Origin of the sequence: Candidatus Palauibacter sp., assembly GCF_965208055.1 — a bacterium.
Lineage (GTDB): Bacteria > Gemmatimonadota > Gemmatimonadetes > Palauibacterales > Palauibacteraceae > Palauibacter.
In genome coordinates this window covers 1,466,966-1,483,789 of the sequence record NZ_CBDBNY010000004.1, presented here as the reverse complement: position 1 = coordinate 1,483,789, position 16,824 = coordinate 1,466,966, and the positions used below count along the sequence as shown (strand labels likewise).

The window sequence follows — 16,824 nt, the reverse complement described above, 5'->3', positions numbered from 1 at the left end:
ATCATGTGTTCCGTCCTCGGCATCTTCGAGATCGAACCGGGCGCGACGGGCCTCCGCCGCCGGGCGCTCGACCTTTCGCGGCGCCAGCGGCACCGGGGCCCGGACTGGAGCGGGATCTACGCGGGCGAACGCGCGATCCTCGCGCACGAGCGGCTCTCCATCGTCGACGTGGAGAGCGGCGCGCAGCCCCTCTTCGGACCGAACCGCACGACGGTGCTGGCGGTCAACGGGGAGATCTACAACCACGCGGAGCTGGAGCGGGGCGCGGCGCGCGGCTACCAGTTCCGGACGCGCTCCGACTGCGAGGTCATCCTCGCGCTGTACGAGGGGCGGCCCGACGCCCCTGCGGAGTGGCTCAACGAGCTGAGCGGGATCTTCGCCTTCGCCCTCTACGATGAGACCCGCGACCGCTACCTGATCGCGCGCGATCCGATCGGCGTGATGCCGCTCTACACGGGCCGGGACACGGAAGGACGCTTCTACGTCGCCTCGGAGATGAAGGCGCTCATCGACACCTGCCCGGAGATCCACGACTTCCCGCCGGGGCACCTGCTCGACAGCCATGGCGGCGATGGCCGGCCGGTCCCGTACTATCGACCGGGGTGGCGCGAGTACGAGGCGGTGGCGGACGGCCCGGCGGATCCCGAGCGCGTGCGGAAGGCGCTGCAGGAGGCGGTCCACCGGCAGCTCATGTCGGACGTGCCCTACGGCGTGCTCCTCTCGGGCGGCCTCGACTCGTCGATCATCTCGGCGCTGGCCATGAAGTTCTCGCGCCGCCGCGTGGAGACGGGAGATACGGAGGAGGCGTGGTGGCCGCGGCTTCATTCCTTCGCGATCGGACTCGACGGGGCCCCGGACCTGGAGGCGGCGCGCGCCGCCGCGGACGCGATCGGCACCGTGCATCACGAGATCGTCTACACGCTGCAGGAAGGGCTCGACGCGGTCTCCGACGTCATCCGGCACCTGGAGACGTTCGACGTGACGACGGTGCGGGCGTCCACGCCGATGTACCTCATGGCCCGCCGCATCAAGGCGATGGGGATCAAGATGGTGCTCTCGGGGGAGGGCGCGGATGAGGTGTTCGGGGGCTACCTCTACTTCCACAAGGCGCCCGACGCGCGGGCGTTCCACGAGGAGACCGTCCGCAAGCTCGACCAGCTCCACAAGTACGACTGCCTACGGGCGAACAAGTCGATGGCGGCCTGGGGCGTCGAGGCGCGGGTCCCCTTCCTCGACCGCGAGTTCCTCGATGTCGCGATGGCCCTCGACCCGGAGTCGAAGCGACCGGCGGACGGACGCATGGAGAAGCACATCCTGCGCGAGGCGTTCGAGGGACTCCTCCCGGACGAGATCCTGTGGCGCCAGAAGGAACAGTTCTCCGACGGCGTGGGATATTCCTGGATCGACAGCCTGAAGGAGATCGCCGAGGCCGAGGTCAGCGACGGACAGCTGGCGCGCGCGGCGGCCCGCTTCCCCACCAACACGCCGCTCACGAAGGAAGCGTACCTCTACCGCTCGATCTTCGCGTCGCACTTCCCCGGCGAGCCGGCGGTGCGCTGCGTCCCCGAGGGCCCGAGCATCGCCTGCAGCACCCCCGCCGCGATCGCCTGGGACCCCGCCTTCGCCGCCATGGCCGACCCGTCAGGCCGGGCAGTACAGGGCGTCCACGCCGACAGCTACTGAAGGCTCGGAGTCGATCTTTCTATTCACGGTATGAATGATTATCATTCACGCCATGAATATATCTCCGCTCCCCCGTTTCGTGACGCAAGCTCTCAAGGCCAGGATGCGGGTCATGCCCGCCGTCGTCGTGGCCGGGGCGCGCCAGACCGGGAAGAGTACGCTCGCGCGCCAGTGCGGGCCGGAGGGGCGTCGCTATCTGTCGCTTGACGACCTTGACCTGCTCGATCTGGCTCGGCGCGATCCCGACTCCCTGGTGAGGGGAGCGGAGCATGTGACGCTCGATGAGGTCCAGCGTGAGCCGGGTCTGCTGAGCGCCGTCAAGCGCGCGATCGATAGTGATCGCCGACCTGGCCAGTTCCTGCTCACGGGCTCCGCGAACCTGCTCATGATGCGCCGTGTCTCGGAGTCGCTTGCGGGGCGGGCCAGCTATCTGACCCTGTGGCCGATGACGCGCCAGGAGCAGCTGGGGCGAGGGAAGGGCGGCGGCTGGGAGGATCTGATCGAGACCGGTGACGCCGGTTGGCGCGATCTCCTCGGCGCGGAGCCGGCCGACGCCGAGGACTGGCGCGCCCTGGCCCGGCGTGGGGGTTTTCCGGTACCCGCCGTCCATCTCCGCGATGCCGGAGAGCGCGAAATCTGGTTCGATGGCTACGTCCGGACGTACCTGGAACGAGATCTGCAGGCGCTCTCCTCGATCACCGCCCTCCCGGACTTCCGGCGCCTGATGCGGGCAGCCTGCCTGCGTATCGGCGGCCTCGTAAACCAGACGGCGCTCGGGCGTGACATCGGGCTCCCGCAGCCGACGGTCAACCGATACCTGAACCTGCTCGAGACGTCGTATCTCCTCGTGCGGATTCCCGCCTATTCGGTCAATCGCACCAAACGACTCACGAAGTCCCCCAAACTCTACTGGGGGGACACCGGTCTGGCGCTGAGCCTCGCCGGGGAAGGCGAGCCCCGCGGAGCCCACCTCGAGAACCTCGTGCTGCAGAGCCTGCTGGCTTGGCGTGACGCCCGACTTGGCCGGGCGGAGATCCTGCACTGGCGCACCACGGTAGGGGAGGAGGTGGACTTCGTGATCGAGACGGGAGACTCGCTGCTGCCGATCGAAGTCAAGGCCACGACACGACCTCGCCTCCGCGACGCACGGCACCTGAAGACGTTCCGGGACGAGCACGGCGAGATGGCGCGCGCCGGCCTGTTGCTCCACACCGGGACCTCGCTCGAGTGGCTCGGCCCGCACGCACTCGCCGCCCCGTGGTGGCGGGTCGTGTAGAGTGTGAAGAGCGAAGGTGTCCGTGAAAGCGGGACAGCTCCACCTTTAGGCCAACGGTTCGAGAGGAACGGTGGTACATCAAGGTGTACTTCGTTGAGTCCAGCCGGGACGACCGGAAGGCGATGTTCATAAGCGTTCATCGAACAGAGAGTTGAGATGAAGATCTTGCGTGAAGGAGATCGCGGGTACGCGTTGGCACCCGAACGCGGGCGCGTCGAAGTCGTTTACGAGTACCGAACGGTCGAACTCGAGAAGTCGAAAGCCACGGTGAGGAACGTCCTTGTCGGCGTGGACTCCGAAACCGGAGAAGTGCTGACGGTGCCCGCCCAGTCGACGCCGAAACTGAAAGCGGCGAGGGACGCGACGAAGGAGAAGGTGATGAGCGTCCGGATGCCTCGGGAACTCGACGACGTGCTTCACCTCGTTGCTGACCGCTATCACGCGGCGCCCAAGCAGTTCGCTCCTGCGGTTATTCGATACTACCTGACCTTGGCCTCCTCCGACGCCGATATGGTTCATCGGCTGCGTGCGCTCTCCAAGAGCCGACTTGCGACGGGAAAGTGTCGGAAGAATCTGCGTTTACGAGTGCCATCGGAGCTTCTCGTCTGGCTGTGTGAGGCCACCGTCGGGACGGCGGGCGCCACCAGGAGTGATCTGGTTCGTGGCGCGATCATGGCAGCGAAGGAAGATGTGCTCGACGATCGCGCCAAGCAGCGCCAGCGTGCACTGGGAGCGATCGCCCAAGCCGTTTAGAGATCCCCGACTGGTTTGCGCCGTAGCTTCCGAACCGGACATCTTGGGGCGTCTGATCCGCACTCCCCCGACACGAAGGTCGAACGATGAAGATGCCCGTCCGCCCCGTAGTCCTCACCCTCCTGTTGGTGTCAGCCGCCAGATTTCCAGCGATGGCTCCCGCCGCGGCGCAGGAGGCGGTCTCGGTCGAGATCGTGCCCGGCGCGCTGTCGCTGGAGGTAGGGGAGGAGGCCACGCTGGAAGCCCGCGTCCTGGATGCGGAGGGGAACGTGCTCGAAGCACAGGTCCTGTTCTTCCCGGCGTTCGCGGACGGGCGGAGCGGGAGCGCGCGTCAGAGCATCGACGTGGACCGCGCGACCGGCCGGGTGCGAGCCGTGAAGGGCGGTGAGTTCCTGATTTCGGCCATCGTGGCAACGGCGCGCGGCCTGCGCGGCGAGGCGATGGTGAGCGTGGCCTTCCCCCCGCTGGACCGGATCGATGTGACGCCGGCGGACGGGTCGACGTACGTGGGCGTCGCGACGCGCCACCGGGCGACGCTGCTCGACACGGCGGATGATGAGCGTGATGGCGAGATCCGCTGGTCCACGTCGGACGAGGGGGTCGCAACGGTGGACCGGTTCGGCATCCTCACCGCGCACGCTCCGGGACAGGTGGTGCTGCAGGCAGAGGCGGAAGGCATCTCCGCGGACGTGCCCTACGAGGTCAGAGAGAACCCCGCCGCCCGCCTCACGGTGTCGGGGAGCGCGGAGCGGGCGCGAACGGGCGACGTGGTGCGTTTCGAGGCGATGGTCGAGGACGCGATGGGCGGCGCCGTGGGCGACCTTCCGGTCACCTGGACCGTGATGTCGGACCCCTCCATTGAGGCGACGGCGGACATTCCCCCGGCGGAGATCGACGAGCAGGGCCGGTTCGTGGCGTACTTCCCCGGCGTGTACACGGTCGTCGCCAACGTGCCGGGCCGCGCCGCGCGCACCTCGCTGGAGGTCCATCCGCGACACGCCTCGCAGGAAGTGACGTTCGTGGGACAGGGACAGGTGAACAACGAGCGCACCTCGGACCTGTGGGTGTGGGAGGGCGTCGACGGGCGCGACTACGCGATCACCGGCACGCACGCGGCGGCGGGCGCGGTCTATTTCTGGGATGTGACGGATCCGGCGAGTCCCGTCCTCACGGACTCCGTCGTGGTCGATGCACGCACGACGAACGACGTGAAGGTGAGCGAGGACGGGGAGATCTGCGTGATCTCGCGCGAAGGGGCCTCGAACCGCCGCAACGGGATCGTCATCCTCGACTGCCGGAACCCGCGGGACGTGACGACGATCTCCGTGTTCGACGACGAGCTTACGGGCGGCGTCCACAACCTCTTCATCCACGAGGACCACGTGTACGCGGTGAACAACGGGCGCCGTTTCGACGTGATCAACATCGAGGATCCGGCCAGCCCGCACCGTGTGGGCCGGTTCGAACTCGACACGCCGGGGCACGCGATCCACGACATCTGGATCGTGGACGGGATCGCCTACACATCGAACTGGGGCGACGGGGTCGTGCTCATCGACGTGGGCGGCGGCGACCGCGGCGGCTCTCCGTCCAATCCCGTCGAGATCGCGCGCTTCCGCGACATCGGCGGGCGGACGCACGCGGCCTTCCCGTACCGGAGTCCGACCGGGCGCTTCTACGTGTTCATGGGAGACGAGGCGGGGCGCCCGGGCTTCGACGGACAGGATCCGGAGCGGACGCCTCAGTTCATGTCGGGCTACATCCATGTGGTGGACTTCACGGATCCCGAAAACCCGGAGGAAGTCGCCCGCTACGACATCCCCGAGGCGGGCTCGCACAACATGTGGATCGAGGACGACAAGCTCTACGCGGCGTTCTACAACGGCGGGCTGCGCGTACTCGACATCTCCGGAGAACTGAAGGGGAACCTGGGCGAGCAGGGTCGTGAGATCGCGCGCTACATGGCGTACGATCCGGACGGGGTGGTGGCGAACGCGCCCTTCACCTGGGGTCCGCAGATCCACAAGGGGAACCTCTTCTTCGCGGAGTACTTCAGCGGGCTGTGGGCGGTGAAGCTCCAGCCGCGCCAGGAACTCGTCCCGTAGCGGCCGGCCGGCTGCGGCTTCCGTGGAATCCCCCCGCCCGCGCCCCCGGCGTGCTCCTTCCGGTCTCCTGGACACTTGGACGACGCCGCGACATACTGAATTTGTTACGAATCACGTATGGAGGCGCCGATGCATCGCACCCAGGACACGTACGGGCTCAGCCATTTCCGACAGCGCACGAGCGAGCACCTTGAGCGCATCCGCGAGGGCCGCGTTGAAACCATTACCCAGAATGGCGAGGCCGCGCTGGTCGTCATGAGCCCGGAACGCTACGACTTCCTCGTCCACTCAGCCGAGCGGGGCCACCTGTGGCAGGAGGCGATTCGCGGGTATAGAGCTGGTGAGCGCGGTATCCCGGCCACGGAGGCAATCCGTGCCTTGGCGGATGAGTTTGGCCTGGACGTGTGAACCGATTCGACGTCGAGTTCTCGCCCAGGGCTCTCTCTTCGCTCCGGGAAACTACCCGCTACATCATGCAGTATTCCGGAACCCGCCGTGCCAACGAATGGCTCACGCGGATCATGCGGAGCACCGACACCCTCAAGACTCACCCGTATGCGTTGCGGATCGTGGGTGATTTCGAGGGTGAAGACGTTCATGCCCGTGTGGTCACCGTCATCGATGTGGTGCACGCCGCACACGGGGCCGAGCGCGACCGTTACGAACCTCCTTGTGTGCGTGAACGGGAATCTGCAAGGGGACAGGTGGTCCCGTTGTGAGCGGAATTCGCATCTCCGCCCGGATCAACGGCGTCGAGTGGTCCGGCGAAGTGGAGCCGCGGCTGCTCCTGTCGGATTTCCTGCGCTCCGACGTGGGGCTCACGGGCACGCACGTGGGCTGCGAGCACGGGGTGTGCGGGGCGTGCACGGTGCAGTTGGACGGGGAACCGGTGCGGGCCTGTCTCATGTTCGCGGTGCAGATCGACGGTCACGAGGTGACGACGGTCGAGGGGCTGGCGGCCGGCGGCCCCGGCGGCCGGCTCTCCGTCGAGGACCTGCACCCGGTCCAGCGGGCGCTGCACGAGGCGCACGGGCTGCAGTGCGGCTTCTGCACCCCGGGGATCCTGATGACGGCGGAGGCCTTCCTGCGCGAGAACCCGGCGCCTTCGCGCGAGGAGATCCGCGAGGCGGTGTCCGGGCACCTGTGCCGCTGCACGGGCTACCACAACATCGTCGAAGGGGTCGCGCTGGCGGCCGAGCGCCTCGCAGCGGCTGGCCCCGCCGCCGACGGTCCCGCCGCCGGTGGGGAGGGCGAGCCGTGAGCCGGCCGGGTCGCGCATGAGCCGTGCGGGCGGGACGTGGGTCGGGGCGCGGGTGCCACGCAACGAGGACGCGCGGCTGCTGACCGGCCGCGCGCAGTTCGTGGAGGACGTGGAGCCGCCGGGCGCGCTGCACGTCGCCTTCGTGCGGAGCGACCTTCCGGCCGGACGGCTGCGGAGCCTCGATGTGGAGAGCGCGCGGGCGCACCCCGGCGTCCACGCTGTCTTCACGGCGGCCGACCTCGGCCCGCTCCTCCGGCCCGGCGCGGTACTCGTGCCGCCGCCGCCGCTCGAAGGACTGGTGTTCCACGCGCGCACGGCGCTCCCCCTCGTCCGCGAACGGATCCGGCATCAGGGCGAGGCGCTGGCCATGATCGTCGCGGAGAGCCGCTACGTCGCCGAGGACGCGGCCCAACTCGTGGAGGCCGACATCGAACCGCTCGATCCCGTCGTGGATCTCGGGCGGGCGCTCGATGCGGATGCGCCTCGCGTGCATGAGGATCTCCCGTCGAACCTCGCGGCGCACGTCCGGCAGGCGAAGGGGGACTACGCCGCAGCCCGCGCGCGGGCCGACCTCGTGCTGGAGCGCCGCTTCTCCTACGACCGGGGGATCGGGGGCGCGATCGAGAACCGGGCCGTCGTGGCGGAGTGGGATGCGCGGGCCGACCGGCTGCAGGTATGGGACACGACGCAGGCTCCCATCCCCGTGCGCAACGTCGTGGCCGCGGCCCTCGGCCTGTCCGAGTCGCAGGTGCGGTTCGTCGCCCCCTTCGTCGGCGGCGGTTTCGGCCCGAAGATCATGTTCTACGCGGAGGAGATCCTCGTCCCCTGGGCGTCGATCCAGCTGGGGCGGCCCGTGAAGTGGGTCGAGGACCGGTACGAGAACTTCTTCGCCACCACCCAGGAGCGGGGGCAACTGCACGAGGCGGAGATCGCGGTCACGCGCGAGGGCCGGATCCTCGGCGTGCGGGACCTCTTCATCCACGATTCCGGCGCGTACGACCCCTACGGGCTCACGATCCCCATCAACACCCAGTGCACGCTTCTCGGGCCCTACCGGGTGCCGAACTACGAGAGCGAGTTCCGGGTCGCGTTCACGAACAAGCCGATCGTCACGCCGGTGCGCGGCGCCGGCCGGCAGCACGGCGTGTTCGTCATGGAGCGGCTGCTCGACCTCGCGGCGCGCGGCCTCGGCCTCGATCCGGTCGAGATCCGGCGGCGCAACGTGATCGGCCCGGACGAGTTCCCGTACAATCACGAGATCATGTACCAGGACTTCGCCCCACTCCGCTACGACAGCGGCAGTTACGAGGAGTCGCTGGAAGAGACGGTCCGCCTCGTCGGCTACGAAGAGACGTTCCCGCGGGAACGCGAGCGGGTGCAGACGGACGGGCGCGCGGTCGGCATCGGCGTCGTCAACTACGTGGAGGGGACGGGGATCGGCCCCTACGAGGGCGCCCGCATCACCGTCGAGCCCGGCGGCACGGTCCGTCTCGCGACCGGCGTCGGAACCCAGGGCCAGGGGCACTTCACTTCCTTCGCGCAGATCGTGGCCGACGCGATCGGGGTGACGCCGTCCGACGTGCGGGTCGTGACCGGGGACACGAGCGACTTCCACTGGGGGACGGGCACCTTCGCGAGCCGCGGGGCGGTCGTCGCCGGCAACGCGATCCACGCCGCGGCGCAATCCGTGCGCGAGAAGATCCTGGACCACGCCGCGGCGGCGCTCGAGGTCGACCCCGAGGACCTCGAGCTCGCCGACGGCGCCGCCCGCGTGCGAGGCGCCCCGGACCTCTCCGTCGATCTCGGCGCGCTGGCGCTGGCCGCCAACCCATTGCGCGGGGCCGTGGAGCCCGGAACCGAGCCGGGGCTGGAGGCGACCTCGTACTTCGGGCCGCCGTACGGGACGACCGCGAACGGAACGCACGCCGTGGTCGTCGCGGTGGATCCGGAGACGGCGATGGTCGAGATCCTGCGCTACCTCGTCGTGCACGATTGCGGGACGGTCATCAACCCCACGATCGTGGAAGGGCAGATCCACGGCGGCGTCGCGGCGGGGATCGGGAACGCCTTCTACGAGGAACTCGTGTTCGACGAGTTCGGCGGCACGAGCAACGCCTCGTTCATGGATTACCTGCTCCCGACCTCGACCGACGTGCCCGCGATCGAGACGGCCCACCTCGAGACGCCTTCGACATTGAACCCTCTCGGCACGAAGGGGGTGGGGGAGGGCGGCGCGATCCCGGTGGCGGCCGCCTTCGCGCAGGCCGTCGAGGATGCGCTGGCCGACATCGCACCGGGACTCGAGATCCTCGATATCCCCACGAGTCCGCGCCGCCTGTTCGAACTCCTTCAGGCGCATGGGGAGCGGCGTTCGGGGCCACGAGCGGCGCCCCCGGCGGGCGTGTCGTGAAGCCCCCGTCCTTCGAGTACGTGGCCGCGGCCACGCTCGACGAGGCCCTGGAGGCGCTCGCGGACACGTCGCTGGAGACACGTCCCCTGGCGGGGGGGCAGAGTCTCGTCCCGATGCTGAACTTCCGTCTCGCGGCGCCGGAACGCCTCGTGGACCTGAACGGGATCGAGGAACTGGCGCGGGTGGAGGAGATGGAGGATGGAGGGCTCCGTCTGGGCGCCATGGTCCGGCACCGTCAGCTGGAACACGAATCGCTCATCGCGCAGCGGGCTCCGCTCCTGGCCGAGACGGCTCCCTTCATCGCCCACCCGCAGATTCGTTCGCGGGGTACGGTCGGAGGCTCCGTGGCGCACGCCGATCCCGCGGCGGAACTGCCCGCCGTCCTCCTCACGCTCGGGGCGCGCGTGAGGATCGCCCGCCGCTCGCGCGACGGGGAGTCCGGCTCTCGCGTGCAGCGGACCCTGGATCTGCACGACTTCTTCTTCGGCCCGTTCTACTCCGCCCTCGAGCCCGACGAACTCCTGGCCACGATCGAAGTGCCGCCGTCCGTCGCGGGAGAGGGGACGGCCTTTGACGAGATCGCCCGGCGCCGGGGCGACTACGCGCTCGCCGGCGTCGCGGCGCGGGTGCGGCTGGACTCCGGCGGGGTCTGCGACGACGCTGCGATCTCGCTCGTGAACGGGGGATCCACCCCCTGTCTGATGAGAGAGGCCGCGCAGACACTCGTCGGCGCGCAGCCGACGCCGGAAGCGATCGAAGCCGCCGCCGCCACGTGCGCGGAGACCTCCGACCCCGCCCCCGACATGCACGCGAACGAGGCGTACCGCCGGCACCTGATCCGCGTCCTGACCTCCCGCGTGCTGTCGCGCGCCGCCGCCCGCGCCCGACCTTGACCGGCCCCACGCTCTTCCATCCGTCACGGGAGTGGTTCTCCCGCGTCGCCGTGGTCTCGAGCGGCGCGTCCCGCACTTACGGTGAACTTGAGGCGGAATCGCGGTTGCGGGCCCGACATCTCCTCGCCGAAGCCGGTGCCGCCGATCTGGACGGGGCCCGGGTGGGGTTCCTCATGGAGCCGGGATTCGAGTACGTCGTCACGCAGTGGGCCATCTGGCGCGCCGGCGGGATCGCCGTGCCCCTCTGTCCGGACCATCCCGCGCGCGAGATCGAATACGTGATCGACGACGCGGACTGCGCCGCGCTCATCGGGGCCGGAGAAACGGGCGCTCGCATCGAGGGCCCCGCGCGGGAGCGCGGCATCCCGTTTCACGACGCATCTCGCGACGCATCCGCAACGAACGCAGACTCTGCCGCGTTCGACGCGCCCGACCCGGGTCCGCTGCCACCGGTCGGGCTGGACCGGCCCGCGATGATCCTCTACACCAGCGGCACGACGGGACGCCCCAAGGGGGTCGTGACGACGCACGGCCAGATCGAGGCGCACATCCGGTCGCTGCTCGACGCGTGGAAGTGGGAGCGGGACGACCGCATCCTCCACGTCCTCCCCCTCCATCACACGCACGGAATTGTCAACGCCCTCTGCTGTCCGCTCTACGCGGGGGCCGCGGTGGCGTTCGGCGGATCGTTCGACCCGGCGCCCACCTGGGAGCGACTCGCCTCGGGCGACATCAGCGTGTTCATGGCCGTGCCGACCATCTACGCCAAGCTCCTGCGCGCCTGGGAAGCTGCGGAAGACGCCACCCGTCAGCGATGGTCGCACGGCGTGCGCGCGCTCCGGCTGATGGTGTCCGGTTCGGCGGCCCTCCCCGTGCGCGTGTTCCGGCGGTGGGAGGAGATCACCGGGCACCGCCTCCTCGAGCGCTACGGCATGACGGAGATCGGCATGGGGCTCTCGAATCCCTACGATGGCGAGCGGCGGCCGGGCACCGTGGGCCAGCCTCTCCCCGGCGTCGGCCTGCGTCTCGTGCGCCCGGCCACGGGGCGCGTGCTTGCAGAGGGCGTGGAAGCCGTGGCAGCCCGGGAGCCGGGAGAATCGGGCGAAATCCGGGTTCGCGGCCCCATGGTGTTCTCCGAGTACTGGCGCCGTCCCCGCGAGACGGCGGCCGCCTTCGTCGACGGGTGGTTCCTGACCGGAGATGAGGCGGTCCTCGAGGACGGCTACTACCGTCTTCTGGGGCGCCGCTCCGTCGACATCCTCAAGAGCGGCGGCTACAAGATCTCGGCGGTCGAGATCGAGGAACTCCTGCGCACGCATCCCGCGGTGCGCGACTGCGCCGTGGTCGGGATCCCGGACGACGACTGGGGAGAACGGATCGCCGCCGCGGTCGTCCCCGAACCCGACGCGGCGCCGCGGTCGGACGCGCTCGCCGAACGGCTGGATCCGTGGATCCGCGAGCGGCTCGCGCGCTACAAGGCGCCGCGCGCCTGGCTCTGCGTCGGAGACCTGCCCCGGAACGCGATGGGCAAGGTGCGCAAGCCGGCCGTGCAGGCGCTCTTCAACGTCCGGGCCCGGCCGTCCTGACCCGAGCCCCCGGCATTGCGTTCCCCGACCGGATGGGGGAGCGTACGGCCATCGGTCCTCACTTCAACCTCGCACCAGGCGGAGCCGAGCGCTCATGAAACTCTACGATCTCTCACAGCCCCTCAATCAGGACTGCTTCTTCTGGCCCTACTATCCCCCCTTCGAGGTCAAGTACATCAAGCGCAAGGTCGAACACGGAGTGAACGCGCAGTACATCCAGACCTCGAACCACATGGGCACGCACCTCGACGCCCCCCGCCACTTCGTAACCAACGGGATGACGATCGACGAGATCCCCCTGGAGTGGCTGTACGGGGACGGTGTCATCGTCGACCTGCGCGACGAGATGGGCGATCTCGCCGTGTACACGCCCGAGATGATCGAATCGCGCGTAGAGATCCGCGACGGAGACCTCCTGATCCTGCACACGGGTTGGGAGCGCTTCGCACAGTTCGGCGCCGAGGCGAACGAGGAGCGCTACGTCCACACCCACCCCGGCGCGCACCCGGACATGGTGCAGTGGCTCATCGACCGGAAGATCAAGGTCTGGGGCGTGGACGTGATCTCCACGGATCATCCCATGAACCTCCCGATCGGGAGATTCCTCGGGCAGGGCACCTTCGGACACTGCGACCGCGTGCGGGCGATGGCGGAAAAGGTGTTCGGCGGGGCCGGGGCCGTGGAGGAACTGTTTCCCGAAGAGCACTATCAGCTCACGCACAACGCGCTCTTCCCCCACAACTGCATGCACATAGAGAACCTCGGCGGACAGATCGCCGCTCCGGAACTGCAGAACCGGCGGCTCACCATCGGGTGCTTCCCCTGGAAGTTCAAGGGCGGGGAAGCCGCCTTCTGCCGCGTGGTGGCGTTTCTCGATGAAAGAGGTGGACCATGACGACCCAGAGCCGGGCGCGGACGAACGCATTGCCGCTGCTGTCGCTCCTTCTGTCGTTCGGTTTCCTGTCGCAGGCCGCGGCCCCGCTCGCGGCCCAAAGCTTCTCGTGGGACGGGCTGCTCGACTACATGGAGCAGATCCGCCACGACAACGACCTTCCCGGGCTGTCTGTCGCGGTGGCGGTGGACGGGGAGATCGTCTTCTCGGAGGGCGTGGGCGTCGCCGAACTGGACCATCGCACCCCGGCCACCGGCCGGACGGTCCACAACGTGGGATCCGTGTCGAAGGTGCTTGCCGTGGTCGGTCTCATGCAGCTCGTCGAGCAGGGGAAGGTGGATCTCGACGCGACACTCCAGACGTACATGCCCTGGTATCCGGAGCGGGAGTTCCCGATCACGGTGCGCCACATCCTCACGCACACTTCCGGGATCCGGCACTACAACGGCGTCGAATTCGGTCCCCACGACCTGCTCAGCCTGCGGCACTACGACACCTTCGAGGAGGCGACGGAGCTGTGGCGCGACGACCCCCTCGCCTACGACACGGGCTCCGGGTGGATGTACTCCTCGCACGCCCACAACCTCCAGCACGGAATCGTCGAGGCGGCGTCCGGGATGGACTACGAGGAATACCTCAAGCGTTACGTGTGGGAGCCCGCCGGGATGTTCGCCACCCAGTTCGACGTCCCGTCGCGGGTCGTGCAGAACCGCGGCCGCGGCTACATGCGGGGCGAGTCCGGTCGCTTCATCAACGCCCCGCCGGAGGATCCGAGCTACAAGTACGCGGGCGGCGGCATCATCTCGAACGTGGAGGACCTCGTCCGCTTCGCGCTCGCGATCAACGGCGGGCGGCTGCTCGCGCCGGAGACGGTGGCCGAGATGCACCGCCCGCAACTCGAACCGGGGATCCGGCAGATCGATCCGTCGTCACCGGACGGGCTGGGCGAGCCGATCGCGCACGAGCAGGCGCTGGCGTGGTTCATCCGCACGGATCCGCAGGGACGTCGCTATCCGAGCCACACGGGGACGGTGAAGGGGACACGGTCCTTCCTCGCGAACTTCGACGACTACGGCGTGGTGGTCGCGCTGCAGACGAACGCGCTCCCCTTCGATTCCGCCCGCTACGGGGAGGCGATCGCCCAGATGTTCCTGCCATAGGCGCCGGAGCCGGGGAGACTCGCCTGCCGTGATGGAACGCGATGATCCGGCGCTGCTCCCGGCGCGGGAGCAGGCTCGGCGCATCCGCGCCGGGGAGCTGGCCGCGGCCGACCTGCTCGGCGCCTGCGTGGCCCGCGTCGAACGGCACAATAGAGCGCTCAACGCGGTCGTCACCCTGAACCCCGGGGCGGAGGCGGAGGCGGCCGCGGTCGACGCCACCCTCGGGGCCGGCGAGGATCCGGGACCGCTCGCCGGGCTCGTCGTCGGCATCAAGGATGTGACCGAGACGGCGGACCTCCGCACGACGTACGGCTCGCCGCTGTTCGCGGACCACGTGCCCGAGGAGGATGCGCTCGTCGTGCGCCGCCTGCGCGAGGCCGGCGCGGTGATCCTCGGGAAGACGAACACGCCGGAGTTCGCGGCGGGCGGCAACACATGGAACGAGGTGTTCGGCGTGACCCGGAACCCGTGGAACGCGGCCGTCAGCGCGGGGGGGTCCACCGGGGGCGGCGCGGTCGCGCTCGCAACGGGGATGATCTCGCTCGCGCAGGGCACCGATCTCGGCGGTTCGTTGCGGATCCCCGCCTCCTTCTGCGGCATCGCGGGGCTACGCCCCACGCCGGGGCTCGTCCCGACGGTCCCGGCCGCCTACCTGTGGGATGACCTGCAATCGACCGGCCTCATGGCACGGGATCCGGAGGATGTCGCCTTCGGGCTCCGCGCGATCTCGGGCTCCGATCCGGCCTCGCCCGTCTCCGCCCCCGAGCCGCACTGGCCGGAACCCGGCGCCACGGATCTCGCCCGAGGCCGCTGGGCGTATTGCGGCGACATCGCGCGGATCGGAATCGACGGCGGCGTGGAGGCGGCATGCCGCGAGGCGCTGGAGTCGCTGCGGGCGGGCGGCGCGCGGGTGGACGAGGTGGATCTCGACCTTTCCTACGCGTGGGACGCGTTTCTCGTCCTCCGCGGGCACTGGTTCGTGTCCCACTTCGAGGCCGAACTCCACCGCATCGACGCCTTCGGGCCCAACGTGTCGGCCAACCTCCGCTCCGGATTGTCGCTGACCCCGGCCGAGATCGGGGAGGCCGAGAACGTGCGCCGCCGCGTGAGGGAAGAGCTTCTCGACCTCCTCGAGCGGTACGACGCGCTGCTGACGCCGTGCATGGCGATCCCGCCCTTCCCGGCGGAGCAGAACTACCCGGAGACGGTCGGGGGGCGGCCGATGAAGACGTACGTGGACTGGATCGCCCCGACCTTCCTGCTCTCGATGCCCGGCCTGCCCGTCGCCTGCGTCCCGGCGGGTCTGGATGCGGCGGGGCTCCCGGTCGGGCTGCAGGTCGTCGGGCCCCCGCGCGGGGAATGGCGCGCGCTCGCGGTGGCGTCGGCCATCCAGGAGGCGCGGCCCATCGGCCTCCCGCCCGTCGTGGCCGACCACCGAGCCGACCACCGAGCCGACCCCTGAGCGAATGGCGAGACGTTCCCGCGGGAACGTTCCGCGCTAGATTCCCGCGGTCGCGGCTGCCGCCGACCAACCCCCGAACCCCCGAGAGCCGATCATGATGATGTCAAGCGACCACGCCGTCCCGGAGTTGTCCGGCGAGGGACTCGATGCCTGTGTCCGCTTCCTGCAGCGCCTCATCCGCACGCAGTCGATGCCCGGCGAAGAGGGTGAACTCGCCAGGCTCGTCGCCGCGGAGATGCGCGCCCTCGGCTACGACGAGGTCGACGATGACGCCGCGGGCAACGTCATCGGCCTCATCCGGGGCAACGGCGACGCTCCCTCGGTGATGTTCAACACCCATCTCGACCATGTGGACGCCGGGGATCCGGCGGACTGGCCCCATGACCCCTTTGGCGCCGAGATACACGATGGCCTGCTGTGGGGGCGGGGCGCGATCGACATCAAGGGACCGCTCGCGGCCCAGGTGCACGGCATCGCCCGCCTCATCGCCGCCGGCCGGCGGCCCCCCGGCGACGTCTACGTGACGGGAACGGTCCAGGAGGAAGTCGGGGGACTCGGCGCCCGCTACATGGCGGAAACGCTGCGGCCCGACCTGGTCCTGATCGGCGAGCCCAGCCGGAACGAGGTCCGTCGCGGACACCGGGGCCGGATTGAACTCCGCGTCCAGGTGCGGGGGAGGATGGCCCACGCCTCGATGACCGACATCGGCCGCAACCCGCTGACCGTGCTCGGACGGTTCCTCGCCGCGCTGGAAGACGTCGACCTCGCGCATGATCCCGATCTGGGCACGTGCTCGATCGCCCCGACCCTCATCGGGACGGACCAGAGCAGCGGCAACGTCATCCCCGGTCTGGCGGAGGTCACGCTCGACTGCAGGACCGTGACCGGGCAGGACGCGGCCTCGCTGCGGAAGCAACTCCTTCCGGTGCTGCGCGCGTGCGAGATCGAGGGATCGAGCAGCGACATTCTGATCCCGCAGCACGAGCGCTCGAGCTATGCCGGCTACGAGATGACATATCCGGCCGACAACCCGGCCCTCTCGCTACCCGCCGACCACGGTGCGGTGCGCACGGCGGTCGAGGTCCTCACCGGCCCGCTCGGGGCCGAGCCGCCCGTCGACGTCTGGGATTTTGCTACGGACGGCGGACACTTCGGGCTCGCGGGCATGACCGTGGTCGGCTTCGGGCCCGGAGACGACCGGCTGGCCCACACCGTCAACGAGCACATCGTGATCGACGAACTGGCCACCGGAATCCGCGGCAACACGGCCCTCGCCCTCCACTGGCCGGCCCGCTACGCACGGGCGGGCTGAGGCGCCGCGAAGGAAGCCCGGCGCCGATGGT

At 69.4% G+C, this 16,824-nt stretch carries 14 protein-coding genes; all 14 read left to right on the top strand.

Translation table 11 applies throughout. The annotated features are described in order from the left end of the window. Positions 1-3: 3 nt before the first annotated feature. The 14 genes from asnB (at position 4) to ACOGXI_RS06725 (ending at position 16,793) form a co-directional block, all read left to right on the top strand. Positions 4-1,683 (top strand): asparagine synthase B, encoded by a 1,680-nt coding sequence (gene asnB, locus ACOGXI_RS06790; RefSeq protein WP_419938113.1) that lies wholly within the window; start codon positions 4-6, stop codon positions 1,681-1,683. 112 nt (positions 1,684-1,795) lie between these two features. After that, positions 1,796-2,959 (top strand): ATP-binding protein, encoded by a 1,164-nt coding sequence (locus ACOGXI_RS06785; RefSeq protein WP_419938112.1) that lies wholly within the window; start codon positions 1,796-1,798, stop codon positions 2,957-2,959. Between the two features lie 156 nt (positions 2,960-3,115). Beyond that, a complete protein-coding gene (locus tag ACOGXI_RS06780; protein WP_419938111.1) occupies positions 3,116-3,712 on the top strand; it encodes a hypothetical protein in 597 nt (198 codons plus the stop codon). Between the two features lie 152 nt (positions 3,713-3,864). After that, complete coding sequence (locus tag ACOGXI_RS06775; RefSeq protein WP_419938110.1) at positions 3,865-5,817, top strand: Ig-like domain-containing protein; 1,953 nt, start codon at positions 3,865-3,867, stop codon at positions 5,815-5,817. A 129-nt stretch (positions 5,818-5,946) separates the two neighbouring features. Further along, positions 5,947-6,225: a type II toxin-antitoxin system prevent-host-death family antitoxin gene (locus ACOGXI_RS06770; protein WP_419938109.1), complete on the top strand. Its 279-nt coding sequence runs from the start codon at positions 5,947-5,949 to the stop codon at positions 6,223-6,225. Further along, entirely contained in the window at positions 6,222-6,536 is a 315-nt protein-coding gene (locus tag ACOGXI_RS06765; protein WP_419938108.1) for a type II toxin-antitoxin system RelE/ParE family toxin, read from the top strand. Before ACOGXI_RS06770 ends, ACOGXI_RS06765 begins: the two co-directional genes overlap by 4 nt. Beyond that, positions 6,533-7,078, top strand: a complete 546-nt coding sequence (locus ACOGXI_RS06760) for a (2Fe-2S)-binding protein (RefSeq protein WP_419938107.1) — start codon at positions 6,533-6,535, stop codon at positions 7,076-7,078. Before ACOGXI_RS06765 ends, ACOGXI_RS06760 begins: the two co-directional genes overlap by 4 nt. Before the next feature lie 16 nt (positions 7,079-7,094). Next, positions 7,095-9,488 (top strand): molybdopterin cofactor-binding domain-containing protein, encoded by a 2,394-nt coding sequence (locus tag ACOGXI_RS06755; protein ID WP_419938106.1) that lies wholly within the window; start codon positions 7,095-7,097, stop codon positions 9,486-9,488. Then, the gene (locus ACOGXI_RS06750; RefSeq protein WP_419938105.1) at positions 9,485-10,381 is read left to right on the top strand and encodes an FAD binding domain-containing protein; all 897 of its coding nucleotides are present in this window, start codon (positions 9,485-9,487) and stop codon (positions 10,379-10,381) included. Before ACOGXI_RS06755 ends, ACOGXI_RS06750 begins: the two co-directional genes overlap by 4 nt. Next, positions 10,378-11,967, top strand: a complete 1,590-nt coding sequence (locus ACOGXI_RS06745) for an acyl-CoA synthetase (RefSeq protein ID WP_419938104.1) — start codon at positions 10,378-10,380, stop codon at positions 11,965-11,967. The genes ACOGXI_RS06750 and ACOGXI_RS06745 overlap by 4 nt, the downstream gene beginning before the upstream one ends. Positions 11,968-12,061: 94 nt before the next feature. Next, positions 12,062-12,862 carry a cyclase family protein gene (locus ACOGXI_RS06740; RefSeq protein WP_419938103.1) on the top strand — a complete coding sequence of 267 codons (801 nt, stop codon included), beginning with the start codon at positions 12,062-12,064 and terminating at the stop codon, positions 12,860-12,862. Continuing rightward, a complete protein-coding gene (locus ACOGXI_RS06735) occupies positions 12,859-14,019 on the top strand; it encodes a serine hydrolase domain-containing protein (protein WP_419938102.1) in 1,161 nt (386 codons plus the stop codon). The genes ACOGXI_RS06740 and ACOGXI_RS06735 overlap by 4 nt, the downstream gene beginning before the upstream one ends. A 31-nt stretch (positions 14,020-14,050) precedes the next feature. Further along, positions 14,051-15,481 carry an amidase gene (locus tag ACOGXI_RS06730; protein ID WP_419940168.1) on the top strand — a complete coding sequence of 477 codons (1,431 nt, stop codon included), beginning with the start codon at positions 14,051-14,053 and terminating at the stop codon, positions 15,479-15,481. 94 nt (positions 15,482-15,575) lie between these two features. Further along, the gene (locus tag ACOGXI_RS06725; RefSeq protein WP_419938101.1) at positions 15,576-16,793 is read left to right on the top strand and encodes a M20 family metallopeptidase; all 1,218 of its coding nucleotides are present in this window, start codon (positions 15,576-15,578) and stop codon (positions 16,791-16,793) included. The last annotated feature ends 31 nt before the right edge of the window (positions 16,794-16,824 follow it).